This is a genomic window from Streptomyces sp. NPDC005794, from assembly GCF_042871445.1.
In the GTDB taxonomy this organism is placed as follows: Bacteria; Actinomycetota; Actinomycetes; order Streptomycetales; family Streptomycetaceae; genus Streptomyces.
In genome coordinates, this window is sequence record NZ_JBIAIN010000014.1 from 38,869 (window position 1) to 59,940 (window position 21,072).

Annotated in this window: 23 protein-coding genes, 2 pseudogenes and 1 riboswitch; of the genes and pseudogenes, 7 read left to right on the forward strand and 18 right to left on the reverse strand. The window is 67.8% G+C overall.

Annotated elements, in window-relative coordinates; genetic code table 11:
* Positions 1 to 33: 33 nt before the first annotated feature.
* Entirely contained in the window at positions 34 to 723 is a 690-nt protein-coding gene (locus ACFYQ5_RS22695; protein WP_389200085.1) for a DUF1707 domain-containing protein, read from the reverse strand.
* Between the two features lie 204 nt (positions 724 to 927).
* Here ACFYQ5_RS22695 and ACFYQ5_RS22700 point away from each other — a divergent pair, with 204 nt between their 5' ends.
* Entirely contained in the window at positions 928 to 1,452 is a 525-nt protein-coding gene (locus ACFYQ5_RS22700; protein ID WP_389199859.1) for a hypothetical protein, read from the forward strand.
* A gap of 29 nt (positions 1,453 to 1,481) precedes the next feature.
* On the opposite strand, the gene ACFYQ5_RS22705 is transcribed toward ACFYQ5_RS22700, so the two are convergent.
* Genes ACFYQ5_RS22705 through ACFYQ5_RS22715 form a run of 3 tightly spaced genes read right to left on the reverse strand, consistent with a single transcriptional unit; the run spans position 1,482 to position 4,134 of the window.
* A complete protein-coding gene (locus ACFYQ5_RS22705; RefSeq protein WP_389200087.1) occupies positions 1,482 to 2,450 on the reverse strand; it encodes an ATP-binding cassette domain-containing protein in 969 nt (322 codons plus the stop codon).
* A gap of 18 nt (positions 2,451 to 2,468) precedes the next feature.
* A complete protein-coding gene (locus tag ACFYQ5_RS22710) occupies positions 2,469 to 3,341 on the reverse strand; it encodes an ABC transporter permease (protein WP_389199861.1) in 873 nt (290 codons plus the stop codon).
* Complete coding sequence (locus ACFYQ5_RS22715; protein WP_389199863.1) at positions 3,334 to 4,134, reverse strand: ABC transporter permease; 801 nt, start codon at positions 4,132 to 4,134, stop codon at positions 3,334 to 3,336. Before ACFYQ5_RS22715 ends, ACFYQ5_RS22710 begins: the two co-directional genes overlap by 8 nt.
* Before the next feature lie 159 nt (positions 4,135 to 4,293).
* Here ACFYQ5_RS22715 and ACFYQ5_RS22720 point away from each other — a divergent pair, with 159 nt between their 5' ends.
* Positions 4,294 to 6,750, forward strand: coding sequence for a transglycosylase domain-containing protein (locus ACFYQ5_RS22720; protein ID WP_389199864.1), 2,457 nt, complete (start codon positions 4,294 to 4,296; stop codon positions 6,748 to 6,750).
* 1 nt (position 6,751) lies between these two features.
* Here ACFYQ5_RS22720 and ACFYQ5_RS22725 read toward each other — a convergent pair whose 3' ends face one another.
* The 3 genes from ACFYQ5_RS22725 to ACFYQ5_RS22735 form a co-directional block, all read right to left on the reverse strand.
* Positions 6,752 to 7,072, reverse strand: a complete 321-nt coding sequence (locus tag ACFYQ5_RS22725; protein WP_033298982.1) for a multidrug efflux SMR transporter — start codon at positions 7,070 to 7,072, stop codon at positions 6,752 to 6,754.
* A 45-nt stretch (positions 7,073 to 7,117) separates the two neighbouring features.
* Positions 7,118 to 7,184, reverse strand: a riboswitch (guanidine-III (ykkC-III) riboswitch).
* A 53-nt stretch (positions 7,185 to 7,237) separates the two neighbouring features.
* The gene (locus ACFYQ5_RS22730; protein ID WP_351276788.1) at positions 7,238 to 7,573 is read right to left on the reverse strand and encodes a co-chaperone GroES; all 336 of its coding nucleotides are present in this window, start codon (positions 7,571 to 7,573) and stop codon (positions 7,238 to 7,240) included.
* A 76-nt stretch (positions 7,574 to 7,649) separates the two neighbouring features.
* Positions 7,650 to 7,970 carry a DUF3618 domain-containing protein gene (locus ACFYQ5_RS22735; protein ID WP_389199866.1) on the reverse strand — a complete coding sequence of 107 codons (321 nt, stop codon included), beginning with the start codon at positions 7,968 to 7,970 and terminating at the stop codon, positions 7,650 to 7,652.
* 129 nt (positions 7,971 to 8,099) lie between these two features.
* Here ACFYQ5_RS22735 and bcp point away from each other — a divergent pair, with 129 nt between their 5' ends.
* Positions 8,100 to 8,567 carry a thioredoxin-dependent thiol peroxidase gene (bcp, locus tag ACFYQ5_RS22740; RefSeq protein WP_389199868.1) on the forward strand — a complete coding sequence of 156 codons (468 nt, stop codon included), beginning with the start codon at positions 8,100 to 8,102 and terminating at the stop codon, positions 8,565 to 8,567.
* 129 nt (positions 8,568 to 8,696) lie between these two features.
* On the forward strand, positions 8,697 to 10,193 hold the full coding sequence (proP, locus tag ACFYQ5_RS22745; protein WP_389199870.1) for a glycine betaine/L-proline transporter ProP: 1,497 nt from the start codon (positions 8,697 to 8,699) through the stop codon (positions 10,191 to 10,193).
* A gap of 78 nt (positions 10,194 to 10,271) precedes the next feature.
* Here proP and ACFYQ5_RS22750 read toward each other — a convergent pair whose 3' ends face one another.
* The 7 genes and pseudogenes from ACFYQ5_RS22750 to ACFYQ5_RS22780 all read right to left on the reverse strand — a co-directional run bounded on the left by ACFYQ5_RS22750 (position 10,272) and on the right by ACFYQ5_RS22780 (position 15,441).
* Positions 10,272 to 10,568, reverse strand: coding sequence for a hypothetical protein (locus tag ACFYQ5_RS22750; RefSeq protein ID WP_389199871.1), 297 nt, complete (start codon positions 10,566 to 10,568; stop codon positions 10,272 to 10,274).
* Positions 10,569 to 10,762: 194 nt separating this feature from the next.
* Positions 10,763 to 11,128: pseudogene (locus ACFYQ5_RS22755) on the reverse strand (hypothetical protein); the annotation flags it as partial.
* Between the two features lie 592 nt (positions 11,129 to 11,720).
* On the reverse strand, positions 11,721 to 12,377 hold the full coding sequence (locus tag ACFYQ5_RS22760; RefSeq protein ID WP_389199873.1) for a contact-dependent growth inhibition system immunity protein: 657 nt from the start codon (positions 12,375 to 12,377) through the stop codon (positions 11,721 to 11,723).
* Positions 12,378 to 12,390: 13 nt separating this feature from the next.
* On the reverse strand, positions 12,391 to 12,690 hold the full coding sequence (locus ACFYQ5_RS22765) for an RNase A-like domain-containing protein (protein WP_381259819.1): 300 nt from the start codon (positions 12,688 to 12,690) through the stop codon (positions 12,391 to 12,393).
* A gap of 87 nt (positions 12,691 to 12,777) precedes the next feature.
* Complete coding sequence (locus ACFYQ5_RS22770) at positions 12,778 to 13,347, reverse strand: hypothetical protein (protein WP_389199875.1); 570 nt, start codon at positions 13,345 to 13,347, stop codon at positions 12,778 to 12,780.
* 19 nt (positions 13,348 to 13,366) lie between these two features.
* On the reverse strand, positions 13,367 to 15,136 hold the full coding sequence (locus ACFYQ5_RS22775) for an RNase A-like domain-containing protein (RefSeq protein WP_389199877.1): 1,770 nt from the start codon (positions 15,134 to 15,136) through the stop codon (positions 13,367 to 13,369).
* Entirely contained in the window at positions 15,136 to 15,441 is a 306-nt protein-coding gene (locus tag ACFYQ5_RS22780) for a WXG100 family type VII secretion target (RefSeq protein WP_389199879.1), read from the reverse strand. The genes ACFYQ5_RS22775 and ACFYQ5_RS22780 overlap by 1 nt, the downstream gene beginning before the upstream one ends.
* Before the next feature lie 141 nt (positions 15,442 to 15,582).
* Here ACFYQ5_RS22780 and ACFYQ5_RS22785 point away from each other — a divergent pair, with 141 nt between their 5' ends.
* On the forward strand, positions 15,583 to 16,059 hold the full coding sequence (locus ACFYQ5_RS22785; protein WP_389199881.1) for a WXG100 family type VII secretion target: 477 nt from the start codon (positions 15,583 to 15,585) through the stop codon (positions 16,057 to 16,059).
* 154 nt (positions 16,060 to 16,213) lie between these two features.
* On the opposite strand, the gene ACFYQ5_RS22790 is transcribed toward ACFYQ5_RS22785, so the two are convergent.
* The 3 genes from ACFYQ5_RS22790 to ACFYQ5_RS22800 form a co-directional block, all read right to left on the reverse strand.
* The gene (locus ACFYQ5_RS22790) at positions 16,214 to 17,089 is read right to left on the reverse strand and encodes a hypothetical protein (RefSeq protein WP_389199882.1); all 876 of its coding nucleotides are present in this window, start codon (positions 17,087 to 17,089) and stop codon (positions 16,214 to 16,216) included.
* 308 nt (positions 17,090 to 17,397) lie between these two features.
* Positions 17,398 to 17,601: a DUF397 domain-containing protein gene (locus ACFYQ5_RS22795; RefSeq protein WP_389199884.1), complete on the reverse strand. Its 204-nt coding sequence runs from the start codon at positions 17,599 to 17,601 to the stop codon at positions 17,398 to 17,400.
* Entirely contained in the window at positions 17,598 to 18,431 is an 834-nt protein-coding gene (locus ACFYQ5_RS22800) for a helix-turn-helix domain-containing protein (protein ID WP_389199885.1), read from the reverse strand. Before ACFYQ5_RS22800 ends, ACFYQ5_RS22795 begins: the two co-directional genes overlap by 4 nt.
* A 192-nt stretch (positions 18,432 to 18,623) precedes the next feature.
* Between ACFYQ5_RS22800 and ACFYQ5_RS22805 the strand changes: the two genes are divergently transcribed.
* Positions 18,624 to 19,163, forward strand: a complete 540-nt coding sequence (locus tag ACFYQ5_RS22805) for an ATP-binding protein (RefSeq protein ID WP_389200089.1) — start codon at positions 18,624 to 18,626, stop codon at positions 19,161 to 19,163.
* On the opposite strand, the pseudogene ACFYQ5_RS22810 reads toward ACFYQ5_RS22805, so the two are convergent.
* A pseudogene (locus ACFYQ5_RS22810) lies at positions 19,103 to 19,582 on the reverse strand (NERD domain-containing protein); the annotation flags it as partial. The gene ACFYQ5_RS22805 and the pseudogene ACFYQ5_RS22810 sit on opposite strands and share 61 nt — an antisense overlap.
* Positions 19,583 to 20,017: 435 nt before the next feature.
* Here ACFYQ5_RS22810 and ACFYQ5_RS22815 point away from each other — a divergent pair.
* Positions 20,018 to 21,022, forward strand: a complete 1,005-nt coding sequence (locus ACFYQ5_RS22815; protein WP_389199887.1) for an HNH endonuclease signature motif containing protein — start codon at positions 20,018 to 20,020, stop codon at positions 21,020 to 21,022.
* Positions 21,023 to 21,072: the final 50 nt, after the last annotated feature.

Here is a 21,072-nt window from a genome sequence, read left to right on the forward strand (position 1 = left end):
CACGCAGGCGGGCGGCCCCCGCGGGCCGCCCGCTCAGCCGAGCTCCTTGCGCCCGTCCCCCGCGTCCGGCTTCCGCAGCCGCTGCCGCTCCGCCTCCTTCAGCCGCTGCCGCTGCGTCTTGCTCCACTTACGGTCCACGCCCACCCCGCCCATCAGCGCGAACCCGGTCACCCGCACCCGCGGGGCGCCAGGGTCCGGTTCGCCCGCGTCCTTCGTCTGCTCGTCGAAACCGCCCATGAAGCCGATGCCGTTGACGTGCACATCCACATTCGGCGGGACCTTCACCTGGATCCCGCCCATGATCGCGAAACAGCGGATGACGACCTCACGGTCCTCGAAGTTCGCCTCGCGCAGATCGATCTCGCCGCCGCCCCACATCGCGAACGCGGTGAACGCCCGGCCCACCGTCCAGCGCCCCTTGCGGCCGAACCCGCCCCAGAAGGCGAACGCCCACGTCGAGGTCGCGGGGCCGCCGATCCGACGCGACCAGTCCACGGACGCGGACGTCCCCCGCGCCGCGACGGGCGACAGGCCGGCCACCGGCGCCACGGCCCCACCCCGCACCGGGAGATCGCTGACGAGCGGTACCAACTCCCCGTGCGTACGCGCCTTGAACGTCGCGTCGAGCCGCTGCTCGAACTCGTCCATCTCCAGCCGGCCCTCGGCCACGGCCTCCCGCAAGGTCTCCGCGACCCGCTCACGCTCGGCGTCGGAGGCACGCATGTCCGGGTTTTCACTTGTCATACCGCGCAGCCTATAGAGCAACCCGAGGACAGACCTGAAGGTCGGCACGGCAGACCGTTCCCCCGTAGCCCGGGTGGGTGGCAACCACGGTGCGGCACCCGCCGAACAGGGCGACGAACCCCCAGAGTGATGGCCCGCGACCACACCACCGGATCCAGGGTGAAAGCCCCGGAAGGATGCGACATGGACAACTCACTGCTGACCCACATCGAAGCCGTCGTGAAAGACGGAAAGGTCGCCTTCTCGGCGGACGACGAAGATGTCGTGGCCATCGTCCAGGAGCTCATCAGGAGCGGCAGGAAGGCATCGTTCTACCTCTCCCGGAATCAGGCACGCATCCTCAGCGACCTGCACTGGACCCCTGAGCGCGTCAAGGCGTCAAAGCTCGAGCCGGTGTCGGACGAAGAGAGGTACAGAATCGAATCCGAGCTGGGAATCGACAACCTCGGCCGCTTCCGGTTCGCCGCGTTCCAGTGCTCCTCCGGCCACACATTCGGTGCGTTCGAATTCCTGCGCCATGGAATCCAGGAACACGGGGCGGATGCGCTGAGGTCGATCTTCGGGCTGAAGAACGCGGCCTTCCTTCGCGTCAATCCGCACTTCGTCGTCTCCTGCCCCGAGTGCGACCAGACGATGGAGGGCGGAATCGAGTACGAGGGCGACACCTACCCGGGCTGCTCCTATCCCGAAGCACCGGTCTGCGTGTAGCCGGCTCCACGGGCTCGGATCCGAGCGCTTCAGCGGCTCGGATCCGACACGTACATCTTCGCGATCACGGACTCGATGTCCGGCTCCCGCACCGACAGATCGACCAGCGGATAGTCCGCCGCGATACGCGCCACCAGCGGGGCGGCCGACGCCGACGCCGGAAACGCCAGCCACTGGCGGGGCCCCTCCACCTTCACCACCCGCGCCGAAGGCTCCGACCCGAGTTCGATCGGCGGAAGCTCCCGCTCCAGGTCCACGACCAGCGTCCGCTCGCTCCTGCCGACCTCGTGCAGCCCCGCGAGGGCGCCGTCGTACATCAGACGCCCGTGGTCGATCACCATCACCCGCTCGCACAACTGCTCGATATCGGTCAGGTCGTGCGTGGTCAGCAGCACCGTCGTGGACCGCTCCGCGTTCAAGTCCCGCAGGAAGCCCCGCACCTTGGCCTTGGAGACCACATCGAGCCCGATCGTCGGCTCGTCCAGATACAGCACCTCCGGATCATGCAGAAGCGCCGCCGCGATGTCGCCCCGCATCCGCTGCCCAAGCGACAGCTGACGCACCGGGACGTCCAACAGGGCACCCAGATCCAGCAGTTCGACACACCGGTCCAGATTCTCCCGGTAACGGCTGTCCGGGATCCGGTACATCCGATGCATCAGCCGGTACGAATCACGCAACGGAAGGTCCCACCACAGCGTCGTACGCTGCCCGAACACCACACCGATCCGGTGCGCCAGCTTCGTACGCTCCCGCGAAGGATCGATCCCCGCGACCCGCAGCCGGCCGCCGCTCGGCGTGAGAATGCCCGTCAGCATCTTGATCGTCGTCGACTTCCCCGCCCCGTTCGGACCGATGTACCCGACCATCTCCCCACGCGGCACCCGGAAACTGATGCCGTCCACCGCCCGCACCTCACGCCGTTCACGGCGCAGGAACCCCGTCCTGCGCCGCACGTCGAAGACCTTCTCGACGCCGTCGAGCTCGATGAAGTCCATGTCGTCCACACCCACTCCTCAGCTTCCCGTACTGCGGTACGCCCGCAGCCCCGCCCGCCACGCCAGCCCCGCGAGCACCCAGCACCCCACCGCCACCACCGGCGGCAGGAACGCCACCCACCGGGGCAGGTCCAGCGGATAGTCCCGGCCCAGCACGTACAGGGCCGGCAGCCAGCTCACGAACGCCAGCGGCACCACGAACGTCACCCCGCGCACCAGGTCCTTCGCGAAGACCGACGGCGGATACTGCAGCAGCGTCGTCCCCCCGTACGTGAACGCGCTCTGCACCTCCGCCGCGTCCTGGACGTAGAACTGGAACGCCGCACCCGCCACGAACACCGCCCCGAAGATGGCCGCGCCACTCAGCACCATCAGCGGCAGCATCACCACCTTCACCGGCGACCACGCGATGTCCAGCGTGACCAGCGCATAGCCCAGCACCACCAGCCCCTGCGTGATCCGCCCCAGCCTCCGCAACGCGAACCGGTCCGCCGCCACCTGCGCCAGCACCGGGACGGGCCGCACCAGCAACGTGTCCAGCGTCCCGTCCCGCACCCGCCGCCCCAGCCGCTCCATCGACCCCAGCAACAGATCGCACAGCCCGAACGCGGTCGCCGACGTCCCGTACAGCAACGCGACCTCCGGCAGGGTGAATCCGCCCAGCACGTCCACATGCCCGAACATCAGCACGATCGTGACGAAGTCGAACCCCGTGGCCACGAAGTTCCCGACGGCCGTCATCACGAACGACGCGCGGTACGCCATCGTCGACCGCAGCCACATCGCCACGATCAGCCCGTACGCCCGCACCCCCTCGACCAGCCGCGACCGCTCGGCGAACGCGCTCTCCGGCTCCGCGACCGCGACCACCTCGGCCCGCACCTCAGCCACCCTGGACCACCACCCTCCTCGTCGCCACCGACTGCAGCAACCGCCCCGCGAGCAGCAACGCCACGGCCCAGCCCGCCTGGAAGGCGTACGCCCGCAGCAGATCCCAGCCCGCGTACCGGCCGAGGAACACATCGGCCGGCACCTGGAGCAGCGACGACCACGGCAACACCCTCGCCACCTCCCCCAGCGCACCGGGGAACAGCGGCAGCGGCAGCAACATCCCGGAGAAGAACAGCCCCGCCAGCCAGGCCATCTGCATCGCCCCCGCCCCGTCCATCAGCCAGAACGCCGACAGCGACACCAGGAAACGCACCCCGAAACTCACCACGACCCCGAGCGCCACGGACACCAGGAAGGCGAGCCACGTCCAGGGCGAACCGGGCAGCGCCAGATCGAAGGCCATGGCCCCCAGCACCATCGGCACGATCCCGCGACCCAGCAGATGGAACGCGGCCCGGCCCAGGTCCCCCGCCAGCCACCACAGCTGCAGATCGACGGGCCGGTACAGATCGACCGCGATGTCACCCGTACGGATCCGCTCCATCAACTCGTCCTCGAAGCCGCCGCCCATCATCGCGCAGGTCATCAGCAGGGCCTGACCCAGCCACACATAGGTCAGCGCCTGTGACAGGTCATAACCGCCGAGGTGCGGACGCTCGTCCCACAGGGCGATGTAGGTGTACGCCAGGATGAAACCGAAGACGGTGTTGGTGAACACCCCCGCGAGCGTCGCCATCCGGTACGTGGCATACCGCCGGAACCCACCGGCCGCCACCACGGCATAGAGCCGCACCTCGCCCTCCCTCTTTCCGCCAAAGCGCACGACCTTAGTCCACGGCGACCGGCCGCAGCGACCCTAATTCCGTGAAGGATCCGCGCGAGGGTCCGAAGGTTATCCGCCCGAAAAGTGCACTATAGGAAAATCATCCGCAGTCGAGGAGCCTCCACAGTCATGAGCCACGAGCCACCGCAGCACGGCGGAGACCCTGGTCAGCAGGGCTCCGAGGGATGGGCCCCCCGAGACCCCTCGGCCGCCGCCCCCACCCCCGACCCCCAGCACCCGAACAGCGCACACACCACCAAGGGGCGCGCGAAACGCCCCGAGCGGCCCAAGCGCACCGGCTGGCGCCGGGCCCTTCCCACCTGGCGCATGACCCTCGGCGGCGTACTACTCCTCGCCCTGCTCCTCGTCGGCGGCTTCATCGCCGGCTACCAGCTCGTCGGCATCCCCGCCGCCAACGCCACCGCCACCGCCCAGTCCAACGTCTACCTGTACGAGGACGGCACCGTCATCGCCCGCGACGGCGAGATCAACCGCGAGAACATCCCCCTCCGCCGCATCCCCCGCACCATCCAGCACGCCGTACTCGCCGCCGAGGACCGGGACTTCTACTCCGAGGACGCCATCGACATCAAGGCCACCCTCCGCGCCGGCTGGAACACCGTCACCGGCAAGGGCAGACAGGGCGGCTCCACGATCACCCAGCAGTACGTCAAGAACTACTACCTCGGCCAGGAACAGACCGTCGTCCGCAAGGCCAAGGAATTCTTCATCTCCATCAAGCTCGACCGCGAACAGAGCAAGGACGAGATCCTCGAGGGCTACCTCAACACCAGCTACTTCGGACGCAACGCCTACGGCATCCAGGCCGCCTCCCACGCCTACTACGGCAAGGACGTCGAAGACCTCGACGCCGGCGAAGGCGCCTACCTCGCCTCCCTGCTCAACGCCCCCAGCTCCTACGACGTCGTCGCCCACCCCGAGAACAAGAAGACCGTGCTCGCCCGCTGGGACTACGTACTGGACGGCATGGTCAAACACCACTGGCTCACCCCGGCCGACCGCGACGCCATGACCTTCCCCGTCCCCGGCGAGGCCAAGCCCGCCACCGCACTCTCCGGCCAGCGCGGCTACATCGTCCAGGCCGTCGAGGACTACCTCACCGACAACAAGATCATCGACGAGGACACCCTCGCCACCGGCGGCTACCGCATCACCACCACACTCCAGAAAAAGAAGCAGGACGCCCTCGTCGAAGCCGTCCAGGACAACGTCCTGTCCAAGACCAGCGACGACCGCGAAGCCGACCGCAACGTCCGCGCCGGCGGCGCCTCCATCGACCCCGCCACCGGACACGTCGTCGCCCTCTACGGCGGCATCGACTACACCAAGCAGTACGTCAACAACGCGACCCGCCGCGACTACCAGGTCGGATCCACCTTCAAACCGTTCGTCCTCGCCGCCGCCCTCGCCAACGGGTCCACCACCCGGAAAAGCCGCGCCATCACCCCCAACACCCGCTACGACGGCACCAACGAACGCACCGTCCAGAGCGCCGCCGGCTCCACCGGCTACGCCCCCGCCAACGAGGACGACGTCGACTACGGCTCCATCACCGTCCGCGAAGCCACCGACAAATCCGTCAACGCCGTCTACGCCCAGATGGCCCAGGACGTCGGCCCCGACACGGTCAAGGACACCGCGATCGCCCTCGGCATCCCCCAGGACACCCCCGACCTCACCGCCTCCCCCTCCATCGCGCTCGGCCCCGCCACCGCCAGCGTCGTCGACATGGCCTCGGCCTACGCCACCCTCGCCGACCACGGCAGACAGCGCGCCCACACCCTCGTCGCCAAGATCAGCAAGAACGCCACCGCGCTCGAACTCCCCGCCCGCACCACCCGACGGGCCATCAGCCGCGAAGCCGCCGACACCACCACCTCCGTCCTGCGGAGCGTCATCGACGGCGGCACCGGCACCGCCGCCCAGGGCGCGGGCCGCCCCGCCGCGGGCAAGACGGGCACCGCCGAGGAGGACAAGGCCGCCTGGTTCGCCGGCTACACCCCCGACCTCGCCACCGTCATCGCCGTCATGGGCCAGGACCCCCGCACCGGCGTCCAGAAGCCCCTGTACGGCGCGCTCGGCCTGGCCCGCATGAACGGCGGCGGCGCACCCGCCCAGACCTGGGCCGCCTACACCCGGGCCGCACTCGAAGGCAGCGAGGTCCAGGACTTCGAGCTGGAGGCCGACGAAGGCCCCGAAGAGCCCGACCCGGACGAGAGCGCGGAGGACGAGGACACCGAGGAGGCCAGAGGCACCAGGCCACCACGGGACGGCGCAGACGATGGCGACACCGAAGAACCCGTCACCGGAGGCTCCCGCGAAAACTCCCGCGAAGGACAGGACAGCACCCGCTCCCGCACACCCGACGGCCCCTCCGACACCACCCGGGCCCCGCGCACACCCCGCACCGCCACCCCCGCCCCCACACGCACCCCCACCACCGCCACCCGGGAAGCCACCGACGGCCGCCCCGCCGGCCGACAGGACGACACGACGGGCGCGGACCACAGGACCGGGACAGACGAAAGGGACGGCCAGCACCTCCTCGGCCCCGACCGCCCCTGAACTAATGCCCCGACGTCGCCTTCAGCCCCACCACAGCCACCAGCAACAGACAGACGAAGAAAATACGGGCGGCGGTCACCGGCTCGTTCAACACGACCATGCCCAGCACCGCCGCACCGGCCGCACCGATCCCCACCCACACGCCGTACGCCGTACCGATCGGCAACGTCTTCGCCGCCTGCGACAACAGCACCATGCTGGCCACGATCCCCAGACCGGTGAACACACTGGGCCACAACCGAGTGAACCCCTCGGTGTACTTCATCCCGATCGACCAGCCCACTTCCAGCAGACCAGCCACGATCAACAGCACCCACGCCACAACGGCACCTCCACGACGAAACACGCGAAACACGCGAACAACACGGGTGCGTCGTCTTTGCGGAAACCCGGTACGGCGCGTCTCGTCGGGGACACACCACCGTAGCAACAAACAGCAGAAAAGCCTGGTGACAACGGTCACCAGGCCCACTCACCCCACACCTACCTACAAATACAGCCCGGTCGAATCCACCGAACCCTCGAACCGGTCCGCCGCCACCGCATGCAGATCCCGCTCCCGCATCAACACGTACGCCACACCCCGCACCTCGACCTCGGCACGGTCCTCGGGGTCGTACAGCACCCGGTCACCCGGCTCCACGGTCCGCACGTTCTGGCCCACCGCGACCACCTCGGCCCACGCCAGACGCCGGCCGACCGCCGCCGTCGCCGGAATCAGGATGCCACCGCCCGACCGCCGCTCACCCTCGGGCGAATCGGACCGGACCAGGACGCGGTCGTGCAGCATCCGGATCGGCAGCTTGTCGTCAGTGGTGCTCATGCCGTTGTCGCTCACGTCCCGAAACCTACCTGCCCCGACCCGGTCCACACGCCCCAGGGCCCGCCCGGAACCGCGCTCAGCGCTTCCTGCGCCGCGCGGACACGGTCAGCAACGCCACCGCGCCGGCCACCACCAGCGCCGCCGGAATCACGCGCTCGAGCCGCGGCGAACCGTCCTCGGCCACGAACTGCGCCTTCACGTCGGAAACCGAACGGTTGACCGCGACGAACGCGCGCCCCGCCGTCCGGTCCACCGTCGACGCGACTTTGGCCTTCGCGTCACCGATCATCGTCTTCGGGTGCACCCGCACCCCGATCTCGTCCAGCACCACCGCAAGCTGCTCACGCCTGCTGATGATGTCCGCCTCGATCTGCGCAGGGGTCCTCGTATCCGACACTGCGCCGCCTCCGTGGTCGTCGTCGGGTAAACCTTCATCGACAGTCTGTCAGCTCGGCCGCCCCTACACCCGGCGGCACCCCCTATTACGCTCGGTGCCACACACCCCGCGTGCCACTCGAGGAGAAACATGAGCGAGCGACTCCAGACCGGCGACACCGCCCCCGCCTTCACCCTTCCGGACGCCGACGGCAACGAGGTCTCGCTCGCGGACCACAAGGGCCGCAAGGTCATCGTCTACTTCTACCCCGCCGCACTCACCCCCGGCTGCACCAAGCAGGCCTGCGACTTCACGGACAACCTGGACCTCCTCGCCGGCGCGGGCTACGACGTCATCGGCGTGTCGCCGGACAAGCCGGAGAAGCTCTCGAAGTTCCGCGAGAAGGAGAACCTGAAGGTCACACTGGTCGGCGACCCCTCCAAGGAGACTCTGGAGGCCTACGGCGCGTACGGCGAGAAGAAGCTCTACGGCAAAGTGGTGACGGGCGTCATCCGGTCCACGTTCGTGGTCGACGAAGAGGGCAAGGTGGAGAGGGCCCTCTACAACGTCAAAGCGACCGGCCACGTCGCCAAGATCATCAAGGACCTCGGAATCTGACCCCTGTCCGTGGGGATCTCGACCGGAAAAGATGTGAGCGAGATCGCATTCGCCTGTTGATTCGGTTTGCAACCGCCATGACTGCGCAGAAGCCTTTCCTGGAACACCGTTCAACGAAAGGAACCGGCCATGGCGGCCTCCGACCCCCATCAGGCGGCCGACCCGGATGCGGTCAAACGCCACCCGGCGCTCTTCCGCGCCATCCGGAAGCGCCGGAACCCCAGACTCCGTCGGACCGACATCACCGTCACCGACGACCAGGCGGTCAGGCGCGCGGTGAAGGCGGCGTCGCTCGGTAACGCCATGGAGTGGTTCGACTTCGGCATCTACTCCTACCTGGCCGTCACCATCGGACATGTCTTCTTCCCTTCCGGGAACGACACCACCCAGCTCCTCTCGTCGTTCGCGACCTTCGCCGTGGCCTTCCTCGTCCGCCCGCTCGGCGGCATGTTCTTCGGCCCCATGGGTGACAAGATCGGCCGCAAGAAGGTCCTGGCCCTCACCATGATCCTTATGGCGATCGGCACCTTCGCGATCGGCCTCATCCCCTCCCACGACACCATCGGCGTCTGGGCCGCCGTCCTGCTGATCTTCTTCCGGATGCTCCAGGGCTTCTCCACCGGCGGCGAGTACGGCGGCGCCTCGACCTTCATCGCCGAGTACGCCCCCGACAAACGCCGCGGCTTCTTCGGAGCCTTCCTCGAATTCGGCACCCTCGCCGGCTACGTCGGCGCCGCCGGGCTCGTCACCCTCCTGTACGCCGTCCTGGACACCGGCCAGATGGAGTCCTGGGGCTGGCGCATCCCGTTCCTCGTCGCCGGACCCCTCGGCCTCGTAGGCCTCTACCTGCGACTGCGCCTCGACGAGACCCCCGCCTTCCAGAAGCTCGAGGGCGGCACCACCCACGCCACAGAGGCCACCGACCACGTCGAGACCACCGCCAAGGGCGACCTCGCCAAGATCTTCCGCCAGTACTGGCCGACGCTGATCCTCTGCATCGCCCTGGTCGGCGCGTACAACATCACCGACTACATGCTGCTGTCGTACATGCCGACGTACCTGTCGGACGAACTCGGCTACAGCGAGACCCACGGCCTGCTCATCCTGCTCGGCGTCATGGTCTTCCTGATGCTGATCATCAACCAGTTCGGCAAGCTCTCCGACCGCTTCGGCCGCAAGCCGCTCCTGATGACGGGCATGCTCGGCTTCCTCTTCCTCTCCCTGCCGTCCTTCCTCCTGATCCGCCAGGGCAGCATCCCCGCGATCATCATCGGCATGCTGATGATGGGCCTGTCCCTGGTCTGCCTGCTGGGCACGATGTCCGCCGCCCTCCCGGCCCTGTTCCCGACGAACGTCCGCTACGGCTCCCTGTCGGTCGGCTACAACCTCTCGGCCTCGCTCTTCGGCGGTACGACCCCGCTGGTGATCACCGCGCTGATCAGCTGGAGCGGCTCGAACCTGATGCCCGCGTACTACGCGATGGCGGCGGCCCTGGTCGGTGTGATCGCGGTGGCCTGCATGAAGGAAACCGCCAACCAGCCCCTGGCCGGCTCCCCGCCCTCGGTGGAGACGGAAGAAGAAGCGGCCGAACTGGTCCACGCCCAGAGCCCGGACCCGAAGTTCTGACCCACGCCCCTCGCCGGAGGGCCCGCCATCGGGGAGTACCCGGATGGCGGGGCTTCCCTCGGCGCGCGCCTACGGCCTTCAGCCGCGCATGAGGTCCTGGTTGACACGTTCGACGTGTGCGTGCAGCGGTCCCTCGGTGACGACACGCTCGCCCTGGCCGCGCCTCCAGGGATCCACCTCGATCACGGTGACCAGTGCGTTGCCCAGCCCGATCACCACCCACCAGTCCCGGCCATCCGCATGGACCCGCCAGGTCGACTTGACCCATTTGCCGGTATCGGTGCGTACGTCGGCCGAGACCAGGTCCCAGTGATCCGGGTCGAACGCCGTCAGCTCCTCGACGGGCGCGTTGCGCTGCTGGAGACGCTCGATCACGTGAGCACCGTGGGCCTTCAGCCGCGCCGGCTCGCGCAGGATGTGGCGCACGCGGGTGAACAGGGAAGCCGGCCCGGACTCGGCGTGGAAGCGGGCTGTCTCGAAGCGGGGTGCCATGGTGATTCCTCGGGCAGGTCGGTCAGGTGCTGTGCTGGAAACGCACCGGCGCGCCCAGCACAGTCCGGGCGCCCTCGAAGTCGGCAACTGCTCGCCGCCACCCTGCCGGTCTCCTTGATCTCGGGGAACCTGGCCGCCCACTTGGCGACCTTGTTCTTGATGATGCCGACGTCGGCGCCCGGGATGGGTGCGCCGAGCCGCCGGATCGTCAGCTCGGCGAGGGCGGGCACGTTGGGCGCGAGCGCGGACAGCAGCAGGGTGCACACGAGCGGGTTGTCGCCGGCGAACATCTGGCAGCGGCCTGCGCGCTGCGGGTCGGTGATGGCGTCGGGCCGGTTGCGGTACTGCTCGACATCGTCCTCGGTGATGTCGTACGAGCTGAGGAGATACGGGCGGAGCTTGGTCTTGTAGAGCTTGTCGGCGACCTCGAAGACGACCTTCAGGCCTGCAGCCGCTCGGTGACGACGTAGTCCTTGAGCGCGTGCTGGGCGCCTTCCGGTGTCGTCGCCTCGGCGAGGGACCGCCGAAGTCCGAGGTGGAGATGGACTCCTTGATGTCGATGACATCGCGGAGGAGGGGCTGCTGAGCCATTGCGTGGTCTCGCTCTCCCTGACGGTGGTCGGTGCTGCTGCTCGTACTCGATCTCGCACTCGATGCCGTGCCGGGGTCCGCCGCCGAAGCCCGAGGCATGCCCGAGGGGTGCGGGCGGGGCTCAGCGGTACGGCCGGCCGGTACGACGGGCCGGCTGTCCCGGCCGGTGGCACGGACGGATCCGGTTCCGCGGTGACCGGGCGGGAACGACACCCACGGCGTCGGCCGATTCAGGTCGGGCGGGTTCGCGGTGTCTGCACTCTTCGTCCCCCTCGTACTGAACGTCACCCGCACGGCCTGCGCATAGCACCTCATATCGGGTCCTTCCACCGCCCCCCGTCCCGTATACCCTCGCCCACCGTCCGTGCGGGCCGCTTCGGGCCGCCTGCGGGCGTGGAGCGCGTCGAAGATCAGCTGCCCGGCCGCCCCGGCCATCGACCCGGATCAGATGCCGGACAGGGTCGTCGCCAACGACCGGAACCAGGCACCGTGGGAGAACGGCTCCGGCGGGCTCACCTCCATGCCGAGTTCGGCTGCGGCAAGGGCATAGTCCCCCTCGTCCAAGGGAAGCGCGAGCAACTCGTGCAGTTCGCCCACGAGGCGGGCGACCAGCTGCGGGTTGGTGGTGTCGGCGTAATCCGCGGCGGCGGCATCGTGGCCGGGGAACTCGTCGACGACGTCCTGGGAGAACCAGCCGCCCAGCAGTTGTGCGGTCTCGGGGAAGCGCGCGTGCCACTCCCAGTGCGTCTGCGGGGCCGACGGTTCCGGCACGTCGCCCTCCTCGATGCTTCCCTTCAGGTGGTCGGCCAGCACCATCAGCCAGTCACCGATGTTCGACTGGGGCTTTCCGGTGTCCGGGATCGAGTAGAACTCGCCCAGGCCCTGCCGGACGCGGCCCGGCGGATTGCGGCTGTACTCGCGCAGCTGGCGCTCCGCCTCCGCGATGGCCGAGGGGCGGGTGTGCCAGGTGTGACGGAGGTAGGCGTCCAGGGCACGGCTGCGCCGCTCCGGGGTGTCGTCGGCCGGCTGCCCCCGGTATGCGCGCATCACCTGGTCCAGCTCGCCGTACCGGCGGTCGTGTTCCAGGGGTTTCATGGACATGTGCGTGCGGCCCCTACAGGTAGAACGGGATGGTCGTGTGGACGACGAAGCCGTGGGGGCTCGACGGCTCGCGGCGCAGCACCACGCGCGCCGCGCGGACATCGACGGGCCCGCGCCCGGCCAGCAGCTCGGCCTCCAGCTGGACCCGGCCCACGGGCTCCTCGCGGGACGGCCAGGCGGCCTCGACGGTGAGCCGGGCACGAGTGTTCTGGGCCAGCCATCGGTGGATGGCCTGCTCGTTGGCAGTCACCACCTGTTGGGTGGCCCATTGGGCGGTCTCACGGTCGGGGTAGGAGGCGGAACGGGTCAGCATGGGGGCATCCTCTCAAATCGCCTGGTCAGAGGGCGGCAGCTCAGCAATCGGAGAGGTTCCGTTGCTTCCCGATCCCTGTGCGTGTTCTCAGTTCGCGTTGAACGACCAGAAGATCCCGACCTCGTCCGCGCTCACGGCGATCAGTCCGAGGTCCATCACGTGGTCGGTGAAGGCCCGGCCGCCGGCGAGTTCACCGGCAAGGAAGTCCGGCGAGGTGGAGGTCAGGGCCAGGTCGGAGGAGGTGAAGAAGTCGGCGTCGGCGCCGAATCGGCTGAGCACCGTCCGGGCGTCGGCCAGCACATCGTCCCGGTCGGCGCGCGTTCGGAGGGGGCGGGCCTCGAAGAACCACTCCTGTGTCAGAGAGGCGAGCAGCTCAGCGGCGGCAGAGGCCGTGACCGGATACGTCCAGGCGTGCACCTGCTCGGCCGTGAGCGGCAGGAACGGATAGGAAGGCCGGACGTTCTCGCGCCCCTCCTTGTCGATCTGCCACTCCAGCGTCCGCCGACCCCGGGGGTCGGTGACCGACCGGTCCATGACGTTCAGGACGTCCCGTGCCCAGTCGTCATGCCGTCGGGGTCCGGTCATCGCGAAGGTGTACACGTCGTCGAGGAGCCGCTCCAGCGCGGCGTCCCAGGCAGTGCTGTCGATCGGGTTCATTCGGCTTCCGGTCGGTCGGTCATGGGGCGGGCATGGACGTGTAGATGATGTAGGGCGGATCGAGCCTGGAATCGTACTTCAGGATCGTTTTCACGTTGTTGACGTCGATCGCCTTCGCGTTGAGCCCGTGGTCCTTGTACCCCGTCCCCGGGAGCGTGGTGCCCGACCCTTGGGGATCGGGAGTGGGCTGCTTGGACACGTACCGGCCGCTGACCTCGCCGTTGGGGGCCGGGCTCGTGAAACCCTGCGTCTTCCCCTCCGGAGGATTGGTGGCAAGCCACGCATCGATCTCGGACTGTCGCGCCCGCAGGTTGTGTTCCGTCAGCCGCTGCGCGCCGGCCATGTCCTTGAAGGACGACGAGCCGCCGATCGAGGGCTTGCGCTGCTCCGGCCAGTTGTTGTTGTCATCGGCCTGGTCGCGCAGGCGCTGGGCGAGCTGCTCGTCGGTCTTGCCGACGTGCTTGTCCAGGGTGTGGCCACCCCCCAGGTACTCACTGCTCGCCAGGTCGAAGGTGTGCTTGCCGGTGGAACTCGCTTCGGTCCATCGCTGCTCGTGCTTGAACTCCTCCAGGGCACGGGCGCCAAAGCCGTGCGCACGGGCGACGCCGGCCTCGAACTTCGGGGCGCTCAGGTAGGCCTCGTCCAAGGGACCCTTCAGCGCCTCCATGCGTGTGGTCAGGCCACCCAGGATGCCGGTGTACTTGTCGACGATTCCGTTCAGCCGGCCCGTGTCGATGTTCAGCACCGTCTTGACATCGAATGACAGGATCAGGCCCGCGCCCTTGCCGATCACCGTTGCGGCGGAGGTGAGGACGCCTCCGACCCCCTTGGGCTTGTTCAGGTCCTCGAGGACCTCCTTGGCCGCCTTCAGCATGGCCAGCTTGAGCTCGTCCGCGACGTCTCGGTTGAGATCGACGGCGGCTTCCGCATACTCGCGCAGGATGGTGGCGATGTCGTCGGCCGTGTCCTTGAGTACGGCCAGGACCGGCTCGCTGCCTGTGGGGACGCGGGGCGTGCCCGGACCTGAGTTGGCGGTCTGCCCCCACTGGTAGCCGTGCTGCTGCCGCCCCCAGGCCGTCCCTCCCCACAGGGCGCTGCAGAAGGTCCGCATCGCGGCTTCCCAGTCGGCCTGCTGCGGGTTCGTGATGACACCCACGGCCTGAGTGAGCTGGTCCGCCCCCAACGACGCGGTGATCGACACGTTCATCCAACTGTGGCACAGGGAGTTCAGGTAGTGCTGCTGGGGGAAGGGGTGGACGTCAGCCACCCTCCCCACCCGGAAGACGTTCTTGCACAGCGGCTGGAGGATGTCCCGGACGATTTCGGGTATGCCCTCCATCAGGCCGCGCAGGATGTCGTCGCCGCCGTCGTCGTCCCCCCACTTGATGTCGGGTACCGAGTCGAAGTTCGGAGCCTTGTCGACGACTGCGGGCCGCGGCCGCTGCTCTGCCGTCTTCCTCGGCTTGGGGTGGGCCGCCAGGTCAGCCCTGGTGTAGGCATTGGCCGTCTCGGTGAACCCGACGGCCACGCCACCGACACTGAGTACGGACCGGCCCCAGACCTCCAGCCAGCGGTTTCCGATCTTCTTGTACACCTGGGCGAATTTCTCGGCCTCGGTGCCGGCGCCTCCTGCATCGGGATACGTGCCCAGCTCCTCCAGAAGCTTGTTGGCACCGCGTATCAGGAACTCCTGCTGTGTGGCGACCCGGCCGGAGACCGACCAGAGGTCGCTCGGCTTGACATCAATGGTGCCGCCCGCCGGCTGGGCGGGTGAGGAAGGGCCGGCCATCAGGCGCCGCCTCCCCAGCTTTCAAGTACGGACTTGTTGGCCGCGGCGTAGTTCAGATGCCCCTTCACCACCACCTCGTGGAGCCATGCCTGAGTTGCCTTGAGGTCGTCCGCGGAGTGACTCCACTTGTCCAGTTCGTCGATGAACGCCTCACGTGCCTCACCGTCCCAGCTCAGTACGGCTTTGGCGGTCCGCTCGTACAAGGTGTCCAGCTTCTCGTTGAGGACGCGGAGGATCCCCTCCAGATCTCCCGAAAGCTGCTGCAAGGCAGAGAAGCTGACGGTGATGCGGTCTTCGTCCGGCATGATGATGGTCCCCCTAGCCACAGTCTCCCGTGATGCTACTTATTACGTGAGCGGAGCCGTTGCACGCACCGGGTCGCATGTCAGCCACATGGCTGCCCCTTCCGGAGCCCGACCCCTACGACAGGAGCGATGGAGGCGTGCGTGGCGCCGTATGCCTATGAAGGTGTCAGCGTTGCTAGGGTCGATTGCGGATGGCAACATGGCAACACAGGTTCGAATGTGGGGGCCGGCGTGGGTGATGAGCCCAAACTCGCTTATACATCGTCACAGCTGAAGAAGCTGGCAGACGATCTGGATGACATGCACGAGTATCTCGGCAAGCAGTTCAAGCGCATGGACGAGATCGTCGACGGCATCGAGACCGGCTGGCAGGGCCCCACTGCCACGTCCTATCGCTCGCTCCACCGCAGCGCCGCCGAGGATGCCGTTCGCATCGGGCAGACCGTTCAATTCCTGGCGGAGGCCATTCGTCTGAGCGAAGGCGGCTTTACGGACCAGGAGCTCGAGACTCTCGACCAGTTCCGCAGCGTCCAGGCCGACGTCGATATCGAAGCAGCCACGGACGAGTTGTCCACGCCGTCGGACCAGTCGCCCCGTAGCCGCCTGCACGACTTCTGACGCTCGGGATGTCGTCCGCCCACTCGATCCCATCCGGCTGCCGAACCTCGGCGCCCACGCCGTAGTTCCTCTCGTACAACCGCCCGGTCAGCTCCATCGGAGCCCGTGCCGCAACCCACGGACGAGACCGGCGCACCAGTCACGGACCAGGGCGTCAGGGCCTGGGTTCCGCCGGCTTGACCGCGGCGGTCTCCTCGTCGTGCAGTTCAGCGTCCGCCGCGTCGAATGTCTCGTGTTCTTCGACTACCTCGCCGTCGACGACGTCCTCCGCCGCCACTCGGCGCGACGGATCCGCCAGCGGCAAGCCGGCGAGGTGCTTCTTGAGCCTCTTGGCCATCGGAAGGTAGGTGGCAAAGGTGAGCCCGCCGGACACCACGGCCCCGACGACAGGGATGGCCTTGGAGACGCCCTTCGCAAAGGACTGCTTGGTCATCTGAACACCGAGGTAAGCCGCGGACTTCTTCACGAGCGGGTAAATGACACCCTTGGTGAGCGCCTTCTGTGGCAGCTTCTTCGCAACCTGCTTCGACATCATCCCGGCGACCTTCCCCACGGCGACGTTCGCCGACTGGGTGCCGAACATCACGCCGAAGAACAGCGTGAGCACCCCTATGGTCGCGTCATCAACGTCATCGCCCTCGTCGGAGAACAGATCGGGCCAGCTGTAGAGGTAGGCGAGCTTCTGCGCGATACGCAGCATGTGGCCGACGTACTGGGCCAGGTCGGCGGGCACCGTGGCGGGAAGGGCGAGGATGCCGGGTATCCCGGCGGCGGCCGAGAGCGCGCTGACTTTGGCGGTCTCGTAGCGGATGGAGTCCTTGGCGATCTTGTCGAGGAGCTCGACAGTGATGCCCGCCGCAGCGGGAGTCTCTTCTATCGCTCGTCGGATCTCGCCCTCGGAGCAGTGCCGGGCGAGCGCACTTCGGAGGTACGACTCCCTGTGGATACGTACGCCGGGCAGCTTCGCCGCTGCCAGCAGCACCGCGAAGAAACGCGACTCGGGGTGCTCGATCTCTTTACCCTGCTTCATGGCAGGAATTTACCGTAGCTCCGAGCCGCAAGGGCCATGATGTAGAGGCTTAGTTGAGACCTTGTAGTAAAAGTGACCGTGGCGTGAAGGCCGACGCCGACACCATGCCGACGGCCACCCGGTATGGCGGACCGCCGTCACGAAACGAGCGCCTGCGGGCGGACGTGACTGCCGTGGTGGCCTACGCCGACGCGGCGTCCGGTGAGCGAGGCGCCGGGGACTGGCGGAGGTGTGCGGTGGAGGCGGGATGCGCAGGGCCTTCGGCAAGCAACGCCCACCGGAGGGCCCTGCGATCGGCGCCACCTCTGTCAGCGTGCCGCGAACTCCACGAAGGCGGCCCACGCCGTGGGTTCTACGGCGAGTGCGGCGCGGGTGGTGTCCTTCGAGTCGCGGACGTGGACGGCGCCCACCCCAGCCGCGATCTCGACGCACTGGCCTCCGTCGCCAGCGCTGTAGCTGCTCTTGAACCATCCCAGGACACCTGTGTCCGGACCCGCCTTTTCCCCGCTCATCTCTCTCCCAGCAGCTTCTCGATCAACGTCAACGATTCTGTCGGAGTATGTGCCTGCGCGCGAAGGATCCCGTACGTACGCTCAAGCTCCCGCACCTTGTGACGCTCTGTGTGCACACGGCTGTCGCCTTGTACCTCCGTGTACGCGATCCTGCGCCCATCCTTGACCTCCATCAAGGTGAACGCTCCAGCGAGTCCCGCATGTTCCTGGCGGGACAATGGCATCACCTGGATCACCACGTTGCGCTTCTCCGCCATCAGCATGAGGTGCTCCAACTGGCAGCGCCGGATTGCCTCTCCGCCGAGTCTCCGGAGTAGGACAGCCTCCTCGACCACGAAGCTCAGATGTGACGCCGGGCGTCGGGAGAAGATCTCCTGCCGTGCCAGTCGGGCGGCCACTCGCTGCTCGATGACCGCTTCATCCAGCAGTGGCTGCCACATGGCAAATACCGCCCGCGCGTACTCCTCCATCTGCAACAGGCCGTTGACCACCTGAGTGTCGTACGCATGGAGCTCAACCGCCTCCGCCTCCAACTTGGCAGCATCACGAAAGAACGCCGGGTACTGAGCCCGAGCCACCTCCTCCTTGCTCGCACTCAAGACCCCACCCGCCTCCAGCACTTCATCGGCCTGGTCGATGAACTTTGGCGGCGGGACACGTCTCCCCTGCTCGAACGACGCGATCGTCGAAGCCGAGTACCCGGTCAGCGACCCGAGCCTCGCGCGGTCCAGGCCCGCCCGCTCCCGGAACAGCTTCAACTGCCGCCCGAACACGCACAGCATGCCCGTCCCGACCTCGTACTCCTCCGGCTGCTGAACCTCGTCGTCCACGCCGCAGCTCCTCTCGTACAACCGCCCAGTCAGCCAACTTGGGGCCCGGAAACCCGGTCACGCCCAGCACCGCGTACAAGCGCCCCGACCGTGTGTACAGCCCGTACCCGTCAGCTCATCACTCCTGGTCAACGCTACGCAGAGTCCGACACCGTTGACTCTATGAAGTCAGAAACTCCCCCGAACGGGCATATGCCGCAGCACTCCGCACCCGAACGCGAGTTCACCATGCGCTTCACCTCTACCCCGCGCGGTGCCCGCCTCGCCCGCCGACTCGTCTCGCACCGCCTGGACGACTGGGGCCACCCGTACACGACCCCGGTCAACGAGACGCTCACCCTCATCACGGCCGAACTCAGCGCCAACGCCGTACGCCACGGTCACGTCCCCGGCCGGGACTTCCACGTCCAACTCACCCTGGCGGAGGATACTTTCCGCATCGAGGTGACCGACACCCGCGCCGAGAAGCAGCCTCCGACCAGTCCCCCGGCGACCGACTCGCTCTCCGAGTCCGGCCGGGGCCTGCTTCTGGTCGCCGCCCTCGCGGACGACTGGGGCGTCAGCGCTCGCCGGACCGCCCCGGGCAAGACCGTCTGGGCGGAGCTGCACGTACGGACAAAGGGCCACCCGCTCACGCACCAGGTGGCCCCTGAGCCGACGGAACTCGATCCATCGCGCGGCGGCTGCCCCAGCATCTCGACCAGCTCGTCGACGGTGTGGACGCCGTTCTGATCGTGGGCGGGCAACCTTATGCGCAGGCCGTCGTCCGTGAAGCAGACGGCCTCGGCGACCCAGACCCGCTTGGCGCCGGTCTGTGCGAGCAGGCCGGCGAGCTCCTTGGCCTTCCGGTTGACCAGATGCAGCGGGTTGCCGTGGGGGCGGCGGTGACCACTGGGGGTGGTCTGGACCCAGGTGCCGTTCTCGGAGGTGACCGAGCCGTGCCAGTCCTTCAGCTCGATCATGCACACGCCGCCGGGTGCGACGACCAGCAGGTCGACCTCACGGACGTGGCCGGTGTTGGCGGTGAAGGTGAAGTTCGACCAGGCCCGCCAGGGGTCGGAGTCCGGCAGCTTCTGCCGGATCGCCTCCAGGCCACGGCGCTCATGATCGAACTCGGACTCGGTGACCGTGGTCCACCGGCCATCCCGCATGTACTGCCCCGTCCTTCGAACCACGCACGCACTCCGCCGGAGACCTCACCGGTCCCGGCTGGGTCAAACCCCGCCGCCAGATCCTAGCCGCTGGGTACGACATGAGGAGAGCCGGTGAAGGAAGGAAAGATCGGGCATCCGGCTCACACGACCTTGGCGTCAGCCTGGCTGATGCGGTCGAACGCCACCCCACGGGAACCGCCAACCAGCCCCTGGCCGGCTGCCCGCCCTCGGCGGCGACGGAGGAGGAAGCAGCGGAACCGGTCCACGCCCAGAGCCCGGACCCGAAGTTCCGACCCACCCCGCGTGATGGGCCTACCGCCACAAAGCGGTACGGACCCTTCCGCATCTCATCGCATTACGGACGTGACTATCCGATAAGCGGTTCGTTGCTCCGTACGAGGCCGTGAACGCGCGGCCGGACACGGAGGCAGGATGTCCGAGGTGTACGACCCAGCGAGGCTCGCACCGGCTGTGGCAGCAGCGAGCAACTGGACGGACCTCATGCGGCGCTTGGGCTTGAAGGAGAGTGGCGGGAGACACCGCGTCCTCAAGGGCAAGGTCGCGGAGCTTGGTCTCGACACCAGCCATTTCAAGCAGCGGAGCCCATGGCGCAAATATCCCGACGCAGCCATCGCCGCTGCTGCGAGATCGTCGTCATCACTGCGCGAGGTCGTCCTCGAGCTCGGTGCGACGCCGGCGACGGGCACGCTGTCGCACATCGCCCGCCGTATCGCGGCCGCAGGGATCGACGTCAGCCACTTCCCTGGAATGAACCGCCCGCAGCTGGGCCTCCTGTTCAACACCGAGGAATTGCAGGCTGCCGCCGACTCCAGCGACTCCGTCCGCGGGGTAGCGCGTGCTCTGGGAGTTCCTGATGATGGCCGGTCGCGCGGCGGCGTGGCCGCAATGCTCCGCAGCAGAGGCGTCGATACATCCCACTTCCGCAACGCACGCGTCTCCATCCCGGAAGAAGCGCTGCGCACTGCGGTACGGGAAGCCATCAGCTTCGCCGATGTCATGCGCGCACTCGGTCTTGAAGTGACGGATCCCAACCACCGCCGGGTCCGGCGCAAAGTCCTTCAGATGCAATTGGACACAACTCACTTCAAACGTCGCACTTGGGGGGCACTGCAGGCGCCCCCCGAACAGCGACGGATCGCACCAAGCGCACTGGTGATCATGCCGCAGGGATCCGCGCGCGTGAACCGGACGCGCCTTCACCGTGCACTCCAGGAGATCGGCGTGGAGTACCGGTGCACATCGTGCGGGAACACCGGCGAGTGGCTGGGACAGCCGATCACACTCCAGATCGACCACATCAGCGGCGACTGGCTCGACAACCGGGCAGAGAACCTGCGCTACCTATGCCCGAATTGCCACGCACTGACGGCCACATGGTGCCGTAACCGGCGCGCTAGAAGTCAAGCGGCAACCTGACCGGTCCACGCGTACCGGTCACTACGTCCTCCCGATAGCATGGGTGGCGC